This window comes from Enterobacter sp. RHBSTW-00318 (assembly GCF_014101375.1).
Lineage (GTDB): Bacteria > Pseudomonadota > Gammaproteobacteria > Enterobacterales > Enterobacteriaceae > Enterobacter > Enterobacter ludwigii.
Window position 1 is genome coordinate 4,984,861 of record NZ_JABXQH010000001.1, and the last position, 19,505, is coordinate 5,004,365.

The following is a 19,505-nucleotide window of genomic DNA, read 5'->3' on the forward strand; positions in this document are numbered from 1 at the left end:
TCACTTAAATTGTGTGACGTAGATCACATTTTTTTAAATTTGGGGGTGGCTGCATTGTATGTGTCAAAACTGACGAGTAGAGTTTGCGTCGAATTAGGAAAAATCTTAGTTATTTGTAAGAAATGATAAAACGTGTAAGAGACGTAACCGCGTTTCAGCTGTTGCGCGTTTCAATGAATACAAACCTAAATTCGACTATGCATTTAGCCTTTTCTTTTTTATACCGGGTGATTTCCCGGCGACATCACGGGGTGCGGTCTTTCCGCATAAAAATAATAGTTGGTTATTCGGGATGGGAACAATGCATACATCCGAGTTGCTAAAACATATCTATGACATCAATTTGTCGTATTTACTGCTCGCGCAGCGTTTGATTAGTCAGGACAAGGCGTCCGCGATGTTTCGTCTGGGTATTAATGAAGAAATGGCAACCATGCTGGGTGGGTTAACCCTTCCTCAAATGGTTAAACTGGCGGAAACAAACCAACTGGTTTGCCAGTTCCGTTTTGACAATCCTCAGACTATCACGCGTCTGACGCAGGATTCCCGTGTTGACGATCTTCAACAGATCCATACCGGTATTCTTCTTTCCACTCGCTTGCTTACCGAAATCAGCCAGCCTGATGACGCAGCCCGTAAGAAAAGGGCCTAGCAATGAGCGAGAAAAGCATTGTTCAGGAAGCGCGTGACATACAGTTAGCAATGGAGCTGATTACGCTCGGTGCTCGTTTACAAATGCTGGAAAGCGAGACTCAGCTGAGTCGTGGTCGCCTCATCAAATTGTATAAAGAGTTACGTGGTAGTCCCCCGCCGAAAGGAATGCTGCCGTTTTCAACGGACTGGTTTATGACCTGGGAACAGAACATTCATGCCTCCATGTTCTGTAATGCCTGGCAGTACCTTCTCAAAACCGGTTTGTGTAGCGGCGTTGATGCCGTGATCAAAGCGTATAAACTTTACCTTGAACAATGCCCGCAGCAGGACGAGGGTCCTTTGCTGGCGCTCACCCGCGCATGGACGCTGGTGCGTTTTGTTGAAAGCGGAATGCTTGAGCTGTCGCGCTGTAACTGCTGCGATGGCAATTTTATTACCCATGCGCATCAGCCTGCAGGCAGCTTCGCCTGTAGTTTATGCCAGCCTCCATCCCGAGCAGTAAAAAGACGTAAACTTTCCCGGGAAGCTGCCGATATTATTCCACAACTGCTGGATGAACAGATCGAACAAGCTGTTTAACCCGAACGTGTGGGCAAGATTCCAGCAGCGGTAAGCAATTACCGCTGCTTTTTTTTACCCCGCAAACGGTAAACGCTGCGAGCTGAACATCCTTGCCATAGTCACTAGCGGAAGGATGATGTCGTGCTTATCTTATTAGGTTACCTGGTAGTTCTCGGTACAGTTTTCGGCGGTTACATGATGACCGGCGGGCACCTTGGAGCACTCTATCAACCGGCTGAACTTATTATCATCGGCGGCGCAGGGGTAGGGGCTTTTATCGTTGGTAATAACGGTAAATCGATCAAGGGCACGCTAAAAGCTATTCCACTGCTGTTCCGTCGCTCTAAATACACCAAAAGCATGTATATGGATCTGCTTGCGCTGCTCTATCGTCTGATGGCGAAGTCGCGTCAGCAGGGTATGTTCTCGCTTGAGCGGGATATTGAAAACCCGAAAGAGAGCGAAATTTTTGCCAGCTACCCGCGCATTCTCGCTGACGCAATGATGTTGGATTTCATCGTCGATTACCTGCGACTGATCATCAGCGGCAACATGAACACCTTCGAAATCGAAGCGCTGATGGACGAAGAGATTGAAACGCATGAAAGCGAATCCGAAGTGCCGGCAAACAGCCTGGCGCTGGTGGGCGATTCCCTCCCTGCGTTCGGTATCGTCGCGGCGGTGATGGGCGTGGTACACGCGCTGGCCTCGGCGGATCGTCCTGCGGCAGAGCTGGGCGCGCTGATTGCGCATGCGATGGTGGGCACCTTCCTCGGTATTTTGCTGGCGTATGGTTTTATCTCTCCGCTGGCCAGCGTTCTGCGTCAGAAGAGCGCGGAAACGACCAAAATGATGCAGTGCGTGAAGATCACGCTGCTCTCTAACCTCAACGGTTATGCGCCACCTATCGCAGTTGAATTCGGCCGTAAAACGCTTTATTCCAGCGAGCGCCCGTCGTTTATCGAGCTTGAAGAACACGTGCGCGCGGTGAAAAACCCAAACCAACAGACGACAACTGAGGACGCATGAAAAATCAGTCCCATCCGATCGTCATCGTAAAAAAACGCAAGCACAAGGGGCATGGGCACGGCGCGCATGGCTCCTGGAAAATCGCGTACGCCGATTTTATGACCGCAATGATGGCATTCTTTCTGGTGATGTGGCTCATCTCCATCTCCAGCCCGAAAGAGTTGATCCAGATTGCCGAGTATTTCCGAACGCCGCTGGCGACCGCCGTGACCGGTGGGCAGCGAATCTCTAACAGCGACAGCCCGATCCCTGGCGGCGGCGATGATTACACCCAGCAGAAGGGTGAGGTGAAGAAAGAGCCGAACATCGACGAGCTGAAAAAACGCATGGAGCAAGCACGCCTGAAGAAACTGCGCGGCGATCTCGATCAGCTGATTGAGGCGGATCCTAAACTGCGTGCCCTGCGACCACACCTGAAGATCGATCTGGTGCAGGAAGGTTTACGTATACAGATTATTGATAGCCAGAATCGCCCGATGTTCAAAACGGGCAGCGCGGAAGTTGAGCCATACATGCGCGACATTTTGCGCGGCATTGCGCCAGTGCTGAACGGTATTCCTAACCGTATCAGCCTGTCTGGACACACGGATGACTTCCCGTACGCCACGGGTGAGAAGGGATACAGCAACTGGGAGCTTTCTGCCGATCGTGCCAACGCCTCGCGTCGCGAGCTGGTGGCAGGTGGGCTTGATGATGGCAAGGTACTGCGCGTGGTCGGCATGGCATCAACCATGCGTGTCACTGACCGCGGGCCGGATGACGCCATCAACCGTCGTATCAGTCTTTTAGTGCTGAACCAGCAGGCGGAGCAGGCCATCCTGCACGAAAACGCCGAAAGTCAGAATGAGTCACTGGACGATTTAAAACAGCCTGGGGCCGTTCCTTCGGCTGCCGTTCCAACATCGCCACCAGCCAATCCGAGGTGATAGCGTGAGCATGGATATTAGCGATTTTTACCAGACATTCTTTGATGAAGCCGACGAATTGTTGGCCGATATGGAGCAACACTTGCTGGATTTGGTGCCTGAAGCACCGGACTCCGAGCAGCTCAATGCCATCTTCCGTGCGGCGCACTCGATTAAAGGCGGAGCCGGAACGTTTGGATTTACCATCCTGCAGGAAACGACCCATTTAATGGAAAACCTGCTGGATGAAGCACGACGCGGTGAGATGCAGCTCAATACCGACATTATCAACCTGTTTTTGGAAACCAAAGATATTATGCAGGAACAGCTCGACGCCTATAAAAGCTCGGCAGAGCCTGATGCCGCCAGCTTTGAATACATCTGCAATGCGCTGCGCCAGCTCGCGCTGGAAGCCAAAGGTGACGCAGCCGCAGCCGTTGTTCCGGCAGCTAAACTGAGCGTTGTCGATGCCGTTACCGCACAAGAGGCGGCCCCGGCCGCCGCTGCGAGTAAAGTGCGCGTGGTGCTGTCTCGCCTCAAAGAGAACGAAGTTGACCTTCTTGAAGAAGAACTGAGTAACCTGGCGAAATTAAGCAACGTGGTGAAAGGCAAAGACAGCCTGAGTGCGACGCTGGAAGAGGGGATCAGCCAGGACGATATCGTGGCGGTCCTGTGCTTTGTTATCGAAGCCGACCAGATCGCGTTTGAAACCGAAACGGCGGCGGTTGACGTGCCAGCGGCAGTGGAAGAGGTGGCGGTTGTTCCTCAGGCGGCCGCACCTGCCGTTGCGCCTGCGGCGCCGGTATTGAAAGCGGTGCCAAAAGATGCTGCCGCGCCAGGCCGTGGTGACAAACCGGCCGCGCGTTCCAGTGAATCCACCAGCATCCGTGTCGCCGTCGAGAAAGTTGACCAGCTGATTAACCTGGTGGGTGAACTGGTGATTACCCAGTCGATGCTGGCACAGCGGTCTAACGAACTGGACCCGGTGACCCACGGCGATCTGATCACCAGCATGGGGCAGTTGCAACGTAATGCCCGCGACCTGCAGGAATCGGTGATGTCCATTCGTATGATGCCGATGGAATATGTCTTCAGCCGCTTCCCGCGTCTGGTGCGTGACCTGGCCAGTAAACTGAATAAACAGATTGAACTGACGCTGATGGGCAGCTCCACCGAGCTGGATAAAAGCCTGATCGAACGCATTATCGACCCGTTAACGCACCTGGTGCGTAACAGCCTCGACCACGGTATCGAACTGCCGGAAAACCGCATTGCCGCCGGAAAATCCCCGGTCGGGAATCTGATCCTCTCCGCCGAACACCAGGGCGGGAACATCTGCATCGAAGTGACCGATGACGGTGCGGGCCTGAACCGAGAGCGCATTCTGGCGAAAGCCATTTCGCAGGGAATGGCGGTCAACGAAAACATGACTGACGAAGAAGTGGGCATGCTGATCTTCGCGCCAGGCTTCTCGACCGCAGAGCAGGTGACGGACGTTTCCGGCCGCGGCGTGGGAATGGACGTGGTGAAGCGTAACATTCAGGAGATGGGCGGCCACGTTGAGATCAAGTCTAAGCAAGGTTCCGGCACCACCATTCGTATCCTGCTGCCGCTGACGCTGGCAATCCTCGACGGCATGTCGGTGAAAGTGGCGGACGAAGTCTTTATTCTGCCGCTGAACGCAGTGATGGAATCGCTGCAGCCGCGTGAAGAAGATCTGCATCCGCTGGCGGGTGGCGAGCGCGTTCTTGAAGTGCGCGGTGAGTACCTGCCGCTGGTCGAATTGTGGAAAGTGTTCGAAGTGGATGGCGCGAAAACCGAGGCCACGCAGGGGATCGTGGTGATCCTGCAAAGTGCGGGTCGCCGCTACGCGCTGCTGGTTGATCAGCTGATTGGCCAGCACCAGGTGGTCGTGAAGAACCTCGAAAGCAACTACCGCAAAGTGCCAGGTATTTCTGCCGCCACTATTCTGGGTGACGGTAGCGTGGCGCTGATCGTTGATGTGTCGGCGCTTCAGGGATTAAATCGTGAACAACGTGTGGCGTACACAGCCGCCTGATTAAGTAGAAGGTAATAACATGACCGGTATGAGTAATGTAACGAAACTGGCGGGCGAGCCATCAGGGCAGGAATTCCTGGTATTCACTTTAGGCGATGAGGAGTACGGCATCGATATCCTGAAAGTGCAGGAAATTCGTGGTTACGACCAGGTTACCCGCATCGCGAACACGCCTGCCTTTATTAAAGGTGTCACCAACCTGCGCGGTGTGATTGTGCCTATCGTTGACCTGCGCGTGAAGTTCAGCCAGGGCGACGTGGACTATAACGAAAACACCGTGGTGATTGTCCTGAATCTGGGGCAGCGCGTGGTTGGGATCGTGGTGGATGGCGTATCTGATGTGCTGTCCCTGACGTCCGATCAAATCCGTCCGGCGCCGGAGTTTGCGGTCACGCTGTCTACCGAGTATCTGACGGGGCTGGGAGCACTGGGTGAACGTATGCTGATTCTGGTGAATATTGAGAAGCTGCTGAACAGTGATGAGATGGCGCTGCTGGATATCGCGACGAATCACGTGGCGTAATGTTTCTCTAAACGGTTCTGTGAGGCTTTCGTGGAACCGTTTCGTTCAGTCGGGCATTTCGGTTATCTGATTCGCCCGCTGCGGTGAACGTATTAAGGGGGCTATTGCAGCCCCCTTATCTTATTCACTTCCTGCAGACGTAGTATTTTCTGCTGGTCTTAAGATGAACGAAACCATTCCGCCAACCCGTTACGCTTCCTGCTCTACCAGCTCAGTCTCCGCTTCACGGGCCCCTTCATTTTGCGACAGCATCGCAGTCGCAATACCGTTACCCAGCACGTTAATCGCTGAACGTCCCATATCCAGGAAATGATCGATCCCCATCAGCAGCAAAATACCCGCTACCGGAATATTGAAACTCGGGATGGTTGCCGCCAGGACCACCAGCGACGAACGAGGCACCCCCGCAATCCCTTTTGAAGCCAGCATCAGCGTCAGCATCAGCACGGTCACTTCGGTGAAGCTCAGGTGAATATTGTACGCCTGGGCGATAAACATCGAGGCGAAAGAGCAATACACCATAGAGCCCACCAGGTTAAAGGAGTAACCGATCGGCAGAACGAAGGAGGCGATATTGCGCGAGCAACCAAAACGCTCAAGCTGTTCCAGCGTTTTTGGATACGCCGCTTCTGAACTGCTGGTGGTAAACGCCACCAGCACCGGGTCCTTCAGCATGCTGACCAGGCGGAACACCTCTTTCTTCAGCACCATATAACCGACGGCCAGCAGCACCATGCAGGTGAGAAGGATTGCCACGTAGTAGCCGCCAATAAAGGAGGCGTAGTTCAGCAGAATGCCCAGACCCTGAGTGGCAATCACAGATGAGATGGCGGCGAAAATGGCCAGCGGGGCGACGTACATCACGTAACCCGTCACCTTCAGCATGATATGGGAGACCACATCCAGCGCGGCCACCAGCGGGGCATTGAATTTTTGCCCCAGCGACGCGCCGGCGATGCCGAAGAACATAGAGAAGACCACAATCTGCAGGATTTCATTGTTCGCCATCGCACCGGCGATACTGGTCGGAATGGTATGGGACAAGAACGCTTTCAGCGTCATCCCCCCCACCGCAAGGCCGGTGTCTACCGCCTCTTTCGGGATAGCCAGGTTCAGGCCGCTGCCCGGGCGCTCCAGCGTGACGATAAACAGTCCCACCAGAATGGAAAGCACGGATGAGCTAATAAACCACACCATCGCTTTGCCGCCCACGCGACCAATGGTGGAGGTTTCACCCAGTTTCATAATGCCCACGGTCAGCGTGCTGAAGACCAGTGGCGCAATAACCATTTTAATCAGACGCAGGAAAATATCGGTCAGCAGCGTGATGTTATCCGACCATGCTTTGATGGCATCCGCAGAGGCATACTCATGAATCGCCGCCCCTGAAAGAATACCCGCCAGCATGAATATCACGATGAAGAGTGTGAGTTTGTTTGCACTTGCCACGAAAAAAGACCCTCTATGCGCTTTGGTTGCCGTCTGCGCCGATGCATATAGATTTTTTATTACGACGCAGGAAATTATTCGGCACATAAATTGAAGTAAAGCGGAGGGAGATACAACTAGTTTTTAATTTTTATTAATTTTGTTGTTAACGCCTCGACGATATATTGTGATGCAGATCACATTTCGATGGATATATCCTCTGCATATACGAGAAATAAGGCATTCACAAAGTATTAACATCCTGTTTTATAAATAAATATTCAGTCAATAAGCCATTAGTCTTGCCCTCCACGGCGCGGGTGGTCGAAGCGGTATCCATAAACTAAATTCTCAATAACCCCCGGAAGAGGAACGTTAAGTGGGGCTAACATCTTGAACAGCAAAAATAAAATGTGGCAAGCGAACGGAAATGTCTTCTGGAGGGTGGTAAATGAAAAGAAAACTCCTTTTGATCTGTGCAGGCACGTTGCTGACGGCGACAACAGCCCAACAGGCGCTGGCGGTGACCAGCAGCGGTACTATTGGCGCGACGTTAACCCTGACGAACGGTTGTCTGATAAACGGCTCGCCCACGCAAAATGGCATTAACTTCGGGACCCTGGATTTCGGCACCCATCCCGCAACGTTTTCCACCCTGACGACGCAGTTGACCGGTGCCAGCGGCGGTAACACGTTCACCATTCAATGTACGACCGCCAGCTATACGGTGGCGATCACCGGGAATACCAACTCCACCGCGCCGGGTACCGTTGTGGGGACGCCAGGCACGCCTGCGCGCTATCTGGTCAACACCACCAATGCTGCACAGGGTGTGGCTTACAGCCTGTATAGCGACAGCGGATTTAACAACGTCGTTGCCAACAACGCGGCACTGCCAATAGCGTCAACCGCCGGGGGCATCGACAGTTACACACTTTACGGGCGCATTACCGGGGGCGGTAACAGCGTTACGGTCGTTCCGGGTACCTACACCGACACGATTAACGTCAGCGTCACCTACTAGTTTCACGCAGCCATGAAGGCATCCATTTTGCGTCTGCGCAACAGCGCGGAGGGGATCGTGCACCCTTTGTACGCGCTGATCGTCTGCCTGATGCTGGTGCCTGCGGCGGGTGCTGTGACGTCACAGTCATTTAAGGTCAGCGCGACCATTGTGCCCGGGTGCGCGATATCCACGGGCAGCGGAGGAGTTTTCGGTACGCTCGATTTCGGTACCCACAACGGGGTGGAGAGTGCCCCGGTGAGCACCAGTTTTGTGCCTAACGGGGCCTTGTCCATCGCCTGCACGCCCGGTGTGGCGCTGAGTATGAGCATTAATGGCGGACAGAATTACTCCTCCGTTCGGCGTATGAAGCGCTCAGGGGGAACGGAAGTGGTGGGATATCGCCTTTACAGCAGCAGTTCGCTGGCGGCGAACAGCGAAATTGGCGTCAATCAGGCAATACCGGTGACCTATACCAACAGTAATAACATTGCGCTGCCGCTTTTTGGCGTGGCGCTGCTGACCGGGTTTAGCCCGGCAGGAACGTATTCTGATCAGCTCACCGTGACCTTGTCATGGTGATAAAGGGAGACAGTCGATGAAGCCATTTTTCAGACACCTTTGTCTGGTGAGTTTGTTGGGGGGAATGGCTGCGGCGACAGGCCAGGCGCAGGCGGCGGCAACCATTCTGTTGTGGCCCATCGATCCGTGGCTGTCAGCGGATGCCAAAGCCACTGAATTATGGATCCAGAATCAGGGGAACAGCGCAACGACAATGCAGGTCCGCATTGTGCGCTGGAAGCAGGAGGGCGGTTATGAACGCTACTCCGCACAGCAGGACGTGGTGGCCAGCCCGCCCATCGTCACCATTGGCAAAGGCAGTAAGCAGCTTATTCGTCTGATTAAGCAGGGTACGGTGCCGCTCGGCGTCGAACAGGCCTACCGCATTATTGTGGATGAAATCCCCCAGCCAGATGCCAAAGCCGAGCCGGCCATTGGCCTGAAATTGCAAATGCGCTACTCCATTCCTTTGTTTGTTTATGGACAGGGGATCCCGACCCTCAAAGAGGGGGCGCATCATGCGCTGGTGGAGACCAAAAATCTGAGCTGGCGGGTGACGCAGGAGAAGGGACATCCTGCCCTGGAGGTCCGTAATCAGGGGGATGTGCACGTCAAACTCAGCCAGGTGGCGCTGGAGCAGGGCGGGCAGAAGCGGACGGTTGCAGACGGATTACTCGGGTATGTTCTTGTGGGCAGCACCCGCACCTGGTCAATCCCGGCCGGAATAGGCCAGCCAGACCGGCTGAGCGCGCAGATCAATGCCAGGGATACGCAATGGCAGTCGACGCCCGTCAACTGAAACCGGCGATGATGATCCTGCTCTGCGTCAGTACCAGCACCTGGGCTGAGCCCGGCGATGACAGTTTACCGCCGCCGCCGCAGGCTCAGGCGTTGAACGGCGAAGCGGTCTTTCAGCTCTCGATTGTGTTGAATCACTACGACACCGGTATGGTGGTGCCCGTGACGCAGCGCGAGGGGGCATTCTTTATTTCCAGCGCCGACCTGCTGCGGGCAGGGCTTCCGCCGGAGCATGTGCCTGCCGGAGACGTGAACCTTTCTACCCTGCCGCAGGTGCGCGTTGAGTACGACAGCGCCGCGCAGCGTCTGCTGCTGGGCGTTCCGGCCGACTGGGTCGCCTCACGCGTGACCCCTTTCAGCGGACAAATGTCACAAAGCAAACCGCACTTCGGGCGGGGAGCACTGCTTAATTACGATCTCTACACCAACCATACGGAACATGTCGGCGGACAGGCCTCGCTCTGGCATGAATTCCGCTACTTCAATGAGAACGGCTCCTTTTCTTCAACCGGCTATGCCCGGGAAAATTTCACCGGAAACGACGGTCAGCAGGAAGGGTATGTGCGCTATGACACGACGCTTCTGATGACGAACGAGGACGAGGCAACGACCTGGACCGTCGGGGATGTGATCAGCGATGCCCTGAGCTGGAGCACCAGCGTGCGCATGGGCGGGATCAGCTACGGGCGGGATTTCTCCCTGCGTCCTGATCTCGTGACCTGGCCACTGCCAGAGTTCTCGGGCGAAGCGGCGGTTCCCACCTCGGTGGATCTCTTTATCAATGGCTATCGTTCCGGCTCGACCCAGCTTCAGCCGGGACCGTTCACCCTGACCAATCTGCCCTATATCAACGGAGCAGGGGACGCGGTACTGGTCACCACCGATGCGCTGGGGCGCCAGGTGAGTACCACGCTGCCGTTTTACGTCACCAGCGAATTGCTGAAACAAGGCCTGAGCGACGGGGCGGTGACGCTCGGCAGCCTGCGGCGTAATTACGGCATCAAGAATTTTGACTACGGCCCGGCGGCGGGTAGTGGGTCGTATCGCTATGGCGTTACGGACTGGCTGACGCTGGAGGGCCATGCCGAAGGGGCAGAAACGCTGGCCCTGGGTGGGATGGGGACGGTGGTTAAATTGGGTCGGTTTGGCGTCGTGAATACCGCGTACTCTCAAAGCCGCATGCGCGGAGATAATGGCGGGCAAATCAACTGGGGCTATCAGTACAGTACCAGTGAATTTAGTGTAGCGACACAGCATACGCGGCGCGATCGCGACTTTGGCAACCTCGCCCTCTACGACCAACCGACGGTCTATGACGAAAATGACCGGCCCATCGCCAGTTTTAGTCGCAACACCGACCAGTACTCTCTCACCTTTAACCTGGGCGAATATGGCAGTCTCGGTGCTGCCTGGATCGGCGTGGAGAGCTTTGACAACCAAAAAACCGAACTGCTGAATCTCTCCTGGAGCCGCAATTTGTGGGGGGCGAGCAGTATTTATCTGGCTGCAAGCCGCGATCAGCAGCGGGGAGACTGGACGGTGGCCATGTCGCTTCAGGTGCCGCTGGGAGAGCGTGACAGTGCCGCCGTAACCTATGAAAACACGCCAGATGCCGGCAGCACGCAGCGTATCAACTACAACCACTCCATGCCTTCCGACGGTGGCTTTAGCTGGAACATGGCATGGGCCAACCAGTCGAAAGCCAATGATTATCAACAGGGAACGCTGGGCTGGCGCAATAACAACATCGAACTTCAGGGCGGTGGTTATGGCGAAAGGGGCATGATGACCTGGTGGGGAGAGGCGATGGGCGCGGTTGTGCTGATGGACGGCGAGCTGTTTGCGGCAAATAAAATCAACGATGCGTTTGTGGTGATCAGCACCGACGGTCACTCGGACGTTCCCGTCAGCTATGAGAACCAGCCGGTCGGCAAAACGAACAATAACGGCTACCTGCTGGTCAGCGGGGTATCGGCTTATTACCCGGCCAGTTATCGCATTGATACCCTGAATCTGCCCGCGGATACCCGGCTGAAAGAGACAGAGCGGCGGATCGCTATTCGCCGCCACAGCGGTTATCTGGTCGATTTCCCGATGGAGCAGGAGCGGGTGGCAAGCGTCATTCTGCATGACAAGCAGGGGCAGGCTATCCCGGTAGGCAGCCAGGTTCGACGCGCCTCGCGCAACAATGCGGTGGTGGGGTATGACGGCATCGCCTGGCTGGAAAATCTCAACGATGTGAATCCGCTTGAGGTGATTACGCCAGACGGAAAACACTGCTCGGCCACGCTGACCGTGGGGGCCAATCCGGAACATAAACTGCAGACATACGGACCGCTGATTTGCCGGGAGGAACGGTGAAGCGCTTACTGCTGTTGATGCTGCTGCTGTTTTCCGGCGGCGGCTGGGCGGCGTGTACCGTCAGTACGGTAAATGCGTCATTTGGTAGCGTCACCTCGTTCGCGCTCAGCGGAACCGGGGAGGTCGAAACCACCGGCAGGCTGATCGTGGCATGCGACGCTGTGCTCAATCTTCTGACCAACGACTCGGTGACGCTGAACTACACCGCCGCGTCGGTTTCAGGCAACAGCCGTGCCACCATGAAACGCACCGACAATGCGGCCATCACGGATGTGATCCCCACCCGGTTGTGCGGGTTAACGGGGTGTTCGGGCAACAGCGAAGTGCAAATCAGCAAAGCTTATACCTGGAGCGGCAACACCCTGCTGGGATTACTGGGGTCAAAACAGTACAGCATTCCGCTTTATTTCCGCACCGTTGCCGGACAAAACGTCACGGCCGGGCCCTATCAGGTGCTGCTCACCTTCAGCATCAACTACAGCGTCTGTTCCGTGGGCGTGCTGGGCCTTTGCACCCTTCCCCAGACAGGCACGGCGACCACCAGTATTCTTCTCAACATGACCGTCACCAACGACTGCAGCGCCATGACCACGCCGGACGTCAACTTCAACAGTGCGCCGCTGGTGCAAAGTTTCCCCACCGTCTCGCAGGCGATTGCCGTCACCTGTACCAAAGGAAGCACTTACACTATCGGAATTAATAATGGCGCCAACGCGCTGAATAATGTTCGCCGCATGGTGAGCGGCAGTAACTACATGAGTTACGACATTTATAAAGAAGCCACGACCAACCGCTGGGGTGGCAGCGGTACCGAGCGCTGGACCAGCGCAACCTCCTCGCAGGTCAGTACCGACGGTTTATTGCGAACCTACAACTACACTGCCAAAGTCCTTACCAGCCAGTCTACGCCGCCTGCCGGCACCTATACCGATACGCTGATCGTTGACGTTGCGTTTTAACCCCGCGCTTTTCCCTTTCTCAAATGTAAAGTTCCTGTAGTCAGTGCCGATAACACCGTTAATAAATCTATGAGAAGGTGTTGTATGTTGAACCGTATCCGCGTTGTCACAATGCTTATGATGGTGCTGGTCATTTTCGCACTTCTTCAGCTTACCTCCGGCGGGCTTTTTTTCTCGTCACTTAAACAAAACCAGGACAGTTTCGCCGCCTCGAACGATCTCCGCGTACAGCAGAGTGAACTGACGTCGACGTGGGATCTGATGCTGCAAACGCGTATCAACCTGAGCCGCTCTTCCGCCCGCATGATGATGGATCCAAATAATCAGCAGAGCAGTGCGAAAACGGAACTGCTGAAAAATGCGCGGGCGACCCTTGCTGACGCCGCGAAACACTACGACGCCTTTAAGAAAATCACGCCACAGCCTGCCATGGCGCAGGTGAGCCAGAATATCGATGAAAAGTACAACGCCTACTATGCCGGTCTGACGGAGCTTATTCAGTTCCTGGAAAGCGGCAACATGGACGCGTATTTCGCGCAACCTACCCAGGGGATGCAAAACGCCCTTGGTGCGGCACTCGGGGAATACGCCAAAGCCAGTGGCGACCTGTATCACTCGGCCTTTACGCAAAGCCAGAATGATTACCGCTTTGCCAAATGGCAGATGGCCGTCATGGCGCTGGCGCTGGTCATCGTGCTGGTGGGCGTGTGGTACGGCATTCGCCACATCCTGCTTAATCCTCTCGGTCGCGTCATTGCCCACATTCGCGAGATTGCCGGTGGTGACCTGACCAAAACGCTGACCGTCTCCGGGCGCAATGAAATTACCGAGCTGGCAAACAGCGTTGATCATATGCAGCGCTCGCTAATTGAGACCGTCGCCAACGTGCGTAACGGATCGGAAGCCATTTATACCGGTACCAGCGAAATTGCGATGGGCAACAACGATCTGTCGTCGCGCACCGAACAGCAGGCGTCGGCGCTCGAAGAGACCGCCGCCAGCATGGAGCAGCTTACCGCGACCGTGAAGCAGAACGCGGACAACGCCCGTCAGGCCTCACAGCTGGCGGAAAGCGCGTCCGAAACGGCGCAGCGAGGCGGTCGCGTGGTGGACGGCGTGGTGAAAACCATGCACGAAATCGCCGACAGTTCGAAGAAAATCGCCGACATCATTAGCGTTATCGACGGCATCGCTTTCCAGACCAATATCCTCGCCCTCAACGCTGCCGTTGAAGCCGCACGTGCGGGCGAGCAGGGTCGCGGGTTTGCCGTGGTGGCCGGGGAAGTGCGCAACCTTGCCAGCCGCAGTGCCAACGCGGCGAAAGAGATCAAGGCCCTGATTGAAGACTCCGTTTCCCGCGTCGATACCGGCTCCGTGCTGGTAGAAAGCGCAGGGGAAACCATGAATGACATCGTGAATGCCGTTACCCGCGTAACGGACATCATGGGTGAAATCGCCTCTGCGTCTGATGAGCAGAGTCGTGGTATCGACCAGGTCGCTCTGGCGGTATCGGAAATGGATCGCGTGACACAACAAAACGCCGCGCTGGTGCAGGAGTCCGCTGCGGCGGCCGCTGCGCTGGAAGACCAGGCAAGCCGTCTGAAGATGGCCGTCTCGGCGTTTCGTCTCGCTTCACTCGCTGGAAACACGGTCACCCCGCAAGCAACGTATCTCGCGCCTGCCGCAGCAGCGGCAGCGACCCGTAAACCTGCAGCGACGACCGGACATGAAAACTGGGAAACATTTTGACTGACATTTAAACCGCGGCTGCTTGCCGCATGATGGGAGCGTGGATGTTAAATCGTATTCGTATCTCGACCACACTGTTTTTGATTCTGATCCTTTGCGGTGTGTTGCAGGTTGGCAGTAACGGGTTGTCTTTTTGGGCGTTTCGCGATGGCTATCAGAATTTGCAGGAAGTTGAGGCGAGTAACCAGCAGCGCGCCGCCGTGGCACAGACGCGCGCCGTACTGTTGCAGGCAAGCACGGCGCTGAACAAAGCGGGAACCTTAACCGCCCTGAGTTATCCGCCGGATGACATCAAGGCGTTAATGGTGACCGCGCGCGACAGCCTGAAGCTGGCTGACGCGCAGTTTAACGCCTTCGCGGCACAGGACGCCGGCAGCGCGGAAGTGAAAGCGCTGAAAGTCGCGATGAAGAAGCGTTTTGATCAGTGGCACAGCGACCTGGATCACCAGGCGACCTGGCTTGAGAACAACCAGCTCTCGGACTTTATGACCGCGCCGGTCCAGGCGTCCCAGGCGGCGTTTGATGCGAGCTTTAATGCCTGGCAGCAGAACATTAACCAGTTTGTCCAACGCGCCGGGAATGACAGCCGTAAAAACTACCATATGTCAGGCGTGATTTTTGCCGTGGTGGTGATTCTGGCGGTGCTGCTGACCGGCGGTGCCCTGTACTGGTCGCGCAGAATGATTGTGCAACCGCTGGCGATCGTCAGCAGCCACTTCGACAGTATTGCGAAGGGTAACCTGGCGCGTCCGGTGGCGGTGTACGGCAAGAACGAAATTTCGGCGATTTTTGCCAGCCTGAAGGCGATGCAGGGCGCCCTGCGGGAAACGGTCTCCGATGTGCGACAGGGCAGTTATGCCATGCACACCGGGATCTCGGAGATTGCGGCAGGCAATAACGATCTCTCGTCGCGCACCGAGCAGCAGGCAGCTTCGCTGGCGCAAACGGCTGCCAGCATGGAGCAGCTCACCGCGACGGTAAGCCAGAACGCGGATAACGCGCGTCAGGCGTCTGACCTGTCCAGACAGGCGGCGATGACGGCGAAGAAAGGGGGCGATCAGGCCTCTCACGTGGCCAGTACCATGCAGGATATTGCCGCCAGTTCACAGAAAATTGGCGACATCATCAGCGTGATTGACGGTATTGCGTTCCAGACCAACATTCTGGCGCTGAACGCGGCCGTTGAAGCGGCACGAGCCGGTGAGCAGGGGCGTGGTTTTGCGGTTGTTGCCGGTGAAGTCCGTAATCTGGCGAGCCGCAGCGCCAACGCCGCGAAAGAAATTAAAGGACTGATTGAAGAGTCCGTTTCGCGCGTCCAGCAAGGCTCTGCCCTGGTGGACACGGCGGCGAAAACCATGCACGAAATCGTCACCTCCGTTACGCGGGTTAACGACATCATGGGCGAGATTGCTTCTGCGTCCGATGAACAGCGTCGCGGAATTGAGCAGGTGGCTCAGGCGGTAAGCCAGATGGATCAGGTCACGCAACAAAACGCCTCGTTAGTGGAGGAAGCGGCAGCGGCAACCGATCAGCTGGCCAGCCAGGCGGATCATCTGACCGGGCTGGTCGCGGTATTTAATGTGAAAGAGCACGTTGAAGCAGTAACAGAAGTCGGGCGGTCGCAGGCCGTGCCAGTTGTATCCTGAATGTAATTAAGAAGGCGCTATGACATCACCAATGCCCCCAGGGCAAACGTCATTACTGTTGCAGATGACACAGCGCCTCGCGCTGTCCGACGCGCATTTTCGTCGGATATGTCAGTTAATCTACCAGCGTGCGGGGATTGTGCTTGCCGATCATAAGCGAGACATGGTCTACAACCGTCTGGTGCGGCGCTTGCGTACGCTGGGGCTGGACGATTTTGGTCGCTATCTGAGCATGCTCGAAGCGAACCAGAACAGCGCAGAGTGGCAGGCTTTTATTAACTCGTTAACCACCAACCTGACCGCATTTTTCCGTGAAGCTCACCACTTCCCGGTCCTGGCGGAGCACGCGCGTCGCCGCAGCGGGGAGTATCGCGTCTGGAGTGCGGCCGCCTCAACCGGGGAAGAGCCGTACTCGCTGGCGATCACCCTTGCCGACACGCTGGGCATGGCGCCTGGACGCTGGAAAGTCTACGCCAGTGATATTGATACCGAAGTGCTGGAGAAGGCACGCAACGGCGTGTATCGCCAGGATGAACTGAAAACGCTGTCACCTCAGCAGTTGCAGCGTTACTTCATGCGCGGAACCGGCCCGCATGAAGGCCTGGTGCGCGTGCGCCAGGAGCTGGCGAACTGTGTCGAATTCGCGCCCGTTAACCTGCTGGATAAGCAGTACAACGTGCCGGGGCCATTCGACGCTATTTTTTGCCGTAACGTCATGATCTATTTTGATAAAACGACGCAACAGGACATTCTGCGTCGGTTTGTTCCGTTGCTCAAGCCTGACGGTTTACTGTTTGCCGGGCACTCGGAAAACTTCAGCAACCTCGTGCGTGAGTTTAGCCTGCGTGGGCAAACGGTATATGCGCTGAGTAAGGAAAAAGCATGAGTAAAATCAGGGTGTTGTCTGTCGACGATTCTGCGCTGATGCGCCAGATCATGACTGAAATTATCAATAGCCACAGCGACATGGAGATGGTGGCGACAGCGCCTGATCCGCTGGTAGCGCGGGATTTAATTAAAAAATATAACCCCGACGTGTTAACGCTGGATGTCGAAATGCCGCGCATGGATGGCATTGATTTCCTGGAAAAATTGATGCGCCTGCGGCCCATGCCGGTGGTGATGGTCTCATCCCTGACCGGAAAAGGATCTGAAATTACCCTGCGTGCGCTGGAGTTAGGGGCGGTGGATTTTGTCACCAAACCTCAGCTTGGCATTCGTGAAGGGATGCTGGCGTACAGCGAAATGATCGCCGAGAAGATCCGCACCGCGTCACGTGCGAAGCTTGCCGCGCACAAACCGATGGATGCACCGGTAACGCTGAAGGCCGGTCCTTTACTCAGTTCGGAAAAACTGCTGGTGATTGGGGCGTCAACCGGGGGAACAGAGGCAATTCGTCATGTACTCCAGCCATTGCCGCTTTCAAGTCCGGGTATTCTGATCACGCAGCATATGCCGCCAGGCTTTACCCGCTCGTTCGCCGAGCGTCTGAACAAGCTGTGTCAGATCAGCGTGAAAGAGGCGGAAGACGGTGAGCGCGTACTCCCCGGCCATGCGTATATCGCACCGGGTGACAAGCATATGGAGCTGGCGCGCAGTGGCGCTAACTATCAAATCAAAATTCATGACGGGCCGCCGGTAAACCGGCACCGTCCGTCGGTGGATGTGCTGTTTCATTCGGTGGCGAAACATGCGGGGCGCAACGCCGTTGGGGTGATCCTGACGGGGATGGGTAACGACGGTGCCGCCGGAATGCTTGCAATGCACCAGGCTGGCGCCTGGACGATTGCGCAGAATGAAGCAAGTTGTGTGGTGTTCGGCATGCCGCGCGAGGCCATCAATATGGGTGGCGTGAGCGAAGTGGTCGATCTTAGCCAGGTAAGCCAGCAGATGCTGGCGAAAATCAGTGCCGGACAGGCAATACGTATTTGACTCAGGAGTATTATTTTATGGCGGATAAAGAGCTTAAGTTTTTGGTTGTGGATGACTTTTCCACCATGCGTCGTATCGTACGCAACCTGCTGAAAGAGCTGGGCTTCAACAACGTTGAAGAAGCAGAAGACGGCGTTGATGCGCTGAACAAACTTCAGGCTGGCGGGTTTGGTTTTGTTATCTCCGACTGGAACATGCCAAACATGGACGGTCTGGAACTGCTGAAAACCATCCGTGCGGACGCGGGAATGGCGTCATTGCCGGTTCTGATGGTGACCGCAGAAGCGAAAAAAGAGAACATTATTGCCGCAGCACAGGCGGGCGCTAGTGGCTATGTTGTGAAGCCGTTCACTGCGGCCACCCTGGAAGAGAAGCTCGGTAAGATCTTCGAGAAACTCGGCATGTGAGGTGTTGGTTATGATGATGCAACCTGCTATGAAACCCGTTGAAGAACACTCGCCCAGCGATATCATTGCCCGCATCGGCAGCCTGACACGCATGCTGCGTGACAGCCTGCGTGAACTGGGGCTGGACCAGGCAATTGCCGAAGCGGCGGAAGCCATTCCGGATGCCCGCGATCGTCTGGACTACGTTGTGCAGATGACCGCTCAGGCGGCTGAACGTGCGCTGAACAGCGTTGAAGCGTCACAACCGCATCAGGATGCGATGGAGAAAGGCGCGAAAGCGCTGACCAAACGCTGGGATGAGTGGTTTGAGAATCCAATCGAGCTGGCGGATGCCCGCGAGCTGGTCACGGATACCCGTCAGTTCCTGGGCGATGTGCCGGGCCACACCAGCTTTACCAACGCGCAGCTGCTGGACATCATGATGGCGCAGGATTTCCAGGACCTCACGGGCCAGGTTATCAAGCGCATGATGGATGTGATTCAGGAAATTGAACGTCAGCTGCTGATGGTGCTGCTGGAGAACATTCCGGAACCGGCCGCTCGTCCAAAACGCGAGAACGAAAGCCTGCTCAACGGTCCACAGCTCGACGCCACCAAAGCGGGCGTTGTGGCAAGCCAGGATCAGGTAGACGACCTGCTGGACAGCCTTGGTTTCTGATTGAGGTGATGACCCTCAGGTTGCACGCGCAACCTGAGGGTATGCCGCTTAATTTTGAGTGCATAACGCTGGGGTGGCTGGCTCTTGCTCCCGCACTGCTTGCTGACAGTGTTGCCAAACGCTATCTCAAATTTTTTTTGCCGTTTTTTACTCATCACCCGATTGCTCCGACGCTGAACTGGCTAAAAGAACCCGGTTATTGGGTTTTTTCAACCCATTGATGAAAGGTCAGGCTGGCATGATACCCGTGACTAAATGGGCTGCGAGCAGGC

General features: G+C 55.8%; 19 protein-coding genes. 18 read left to right on the forward strand and 1 reads right to left on the reverse strand.

Annotated elements, in window-relative coordinates; genetic code table 11:
• The first annotated feature begins 301 nt into the window (after window positions 1-301).
• From flhD to cheW, 6 genes are all read left to right on the forward strand, one after another.
• Window positions 302-652, forward strand: a complete 351-nt coding sequence (flhD, locus tag HV157_RS24590) for a flagellar transcriptional regulator FlhD (protein ID WP_020883374.1) — start codon at window positions 302-304, stop codon at window positions 650-652.
• 2 nt (window positions 653-654) lie between these two features.
• Window positions 655-1,233: a flagellar transcriptional regulator FlhC gene (gene flhC, locus HV157_RS24595; RefSeq protein WP_014170677.1), complete on the forward strand. Its 579-nt coding sequence runs from the start codon at window positions 655-657 to the stop codon at window positions 1,231-1,233.
• Between the two features lie 123 nt (window positions 1,234-1,356).
• Entirely contained in the window at window positions 1,357-2,244 is an 888-nt protein-coding gene (gene motA, locus HV157_RS24600; RefSeq protein ID WP_008500417.1) for a flagellar motor stator protein MotA, read from the forward strand.
• Complete coding sequence (gene motB / locus HV157_RS24605; RefSeq protein WP_014170676.1) at window positions 2,241-3,170, forward strand: flagellar motor protein MotB; 930 nt, start codon at window positions 2,241-2,243, stop codon at window positions 3,168-3,170. Before motA ends, motB begins: the two co-directional genes overlap by 4 nt.
• 4 nt (window positions 3,171-3,174) lie before the next feature.
• Window positions 3,175-5,208, forward strand: a complete 2,034-nt coding sequence (cheA, locus tag HV157_RS24610; protein WP_014170675.1) for a chemotaxis protein CheA — start codon at window positions 3,175-3,177, stop codon at window positions 5,206-5,208.
• A 19-nt stretch (window positions 5,209-5,227) separates the two neighbouring features.
• Window positions 5,228-5,731, forward strand: a complete 504-nt coding sequence (cheW, locus tag HV157_RS24615) for a chemotaxis protein CheW (protein WP_020883376.1) — start codon at window positions 5,228-5,230, stop codon at window positions 5,729-5,731.
• 189 nt (window positions 5,732-5,920) lie between these two features.
• Here cheW and HV157_RS24620 read toward each other — a convergent pair whose 3' ends face one another.
• Window positions 5,921-7,180 (reverse strand): dicarboxylate/amino acid:cation symporter, encoded by a 1,260-nt coding sequence (locus HV157_RS24620; protein ID WP_025203835.1) that lies wholly within the window; start codon window positions 7,178-7,180, stop codon window positions 5,921-5,923.
• Window positions 7,181-7,610: 430 nt separating this feature from the next.
• On the opposite strand from HV157_RS24620, the gene HV157_RS24625 reads away from it, so the two are divergent.
• The 12 genes from HV157_RS24625 (at window position 7,611) to HV157_RS24680 (ending at window position 19,454) form a co-directional block, all read left to right on the forward strand.
• Entirely contained in the window at window positions 7,611-8,183 is a 573-nt protein-coding gene (locus HV157_RS24625) for a spore coat protein U domain-containing protein (protein ID WP_020883378.1), read from the forward strand.
• 12 nt (window positions 8,184-8,195) lie between these two features.
• Window positions 8,196-8,744, forward strand: coding sequence for a spore coat U domain-containing protein (locus HV157_RS24630; protein ID WP_020883379.1), 549 nt, complete (start codon window positions 8,196-8,198; stop codon window positions 8,742-8,744).
• 16 nt (window positions 8,745-8,760) lie between these two features.
• A complete protein-coding gene (locus tag HV157_RS24635) occupies window positions 8,761-9,522 on the forward strand; it encodes a molecular chaperone (protein ID WP_182269090.1) in 762 nt (253 codons plus the stop codon).
• Window positions 9,498-11,882, forward strand: a complete 2,385-nt coding sequence (locus HV157_RS24640; RefSeq protein WP_182269091.1) for a fimbria/pilus outer membrane usher protein — start codon at window positions 9,498-9,500, stop codon at window positions 11,880-11,882. The genes HV157_RS24635 and HV157_RS24640 overlap by 25 nt, the downstream gene beginning before the upstream one ends.
• Window positions 11,879-12,841: a spore coat U domain-containing protein gene (locus HV157_RS24645; protein WP_182269092.1), complete on the forward strand. Its 963-nt coding sequence runs from the start codon at window positions 11,879-11,881 to the stop codon at window positions 12,839-12,841. The genes HV157_RS24640 and HV157_RS24645 overlap by 4 nt, the downstream gene beginning before the upstream one ends.
• An 84-nt stretch (window positions 12,842-12,925) precedes the next feature.
• The gene (gene tar / locus HV157_RS24650; RefSeq protein ID WP_020883382.1) at window positions 12,926-14,590 is read left to right on the forward strand and encodes a methyl-accepting chemotaxis protein II; all 1,665 of its coding nucleotides are present in this window, start codon (window positions 12,926-12,928) and stop codon (window positions 14,588-14,590) included.
• A gap of 44 nt (window positions 14,591-14,634) precedes the next feature.
• Complete coding sequence (gene tap / locus HV157_RS24655) at window positions 14,635-16,236, forward strand: methyl-accepting chemotaxis protein IV (protein ID WP_032680769.1); 1,602 nt, start codon at window positions 14,635-14,637, stop codon at window positions 16,234-16,236.
• A 19-nt stretch (window positions 16,237-16,255) separates the two neighbouring features.
• Window positions 16,256-17,122: a protein-glutamate O-methyltransferase CheR gene (gene cheR, locus HV157_RS24660; RefSeq protein WP_014170664.1), complete on the forward strand. Its 867-nt coding sequence runs from the start codon at window positions 16,256-16,258 to the stop codon at window positions 17,120-17,122.
• Window positions 17,119-18,168, forward strand: coding sequence for a chemotaxis response regulator protein-glutamate methylesterase (locus HV157_RS24665; RefSeq protein ID WP_014170663.1), 1,050 nt, complete (start codon window positions 17,119-17,121; stop codon window positions 18,166-18,168). Before cheR ends, HV157_RS24665 begins: the two co-directional genes overlap by 4 nt.
• A 17-nt stretch (window positions 18,169-18,185) precedes the next feature.
• Entirely contained in the window at window positions 18,186-18,575 is a 390-nt protein-coding gene (gene cheY, locus HV157_RS24670; RefSeq protein ID WP_000763862.1) for a chemotaxis response regulator CheY, read from the forward strand.
• Window positions 18,576-18,588: 13 nt separating this feature from the next.
• Window positions 18,589-19,233, forward strand: a complete 645-nt coding sequence (cheZ, locus tag HV157_RS24675; protein WP_013096065.1) for a protein phosphatase CheZ — start codon at window positions 18,589-18,591, stop codon at window positions 19,231-19,233.
• Between the two features lie 41 nt (window positions 19,234-19,274).
• Window positions 19,275-19,454 carry a hypothetical protein gene (locus HV157_RS24680; RefSeq protein ID WP_104440074.1) on the forward strand — a complete coding sequence of 60 codons (180 nt, stop codon included), beginning with the start codon at window positions 19,275-19,277 and terminating at the stop codon, window positions 19,452-19,454.
• The last annotated feature ends 51 nt before the right edge of the window (window positions 19,455-19,505 follow it).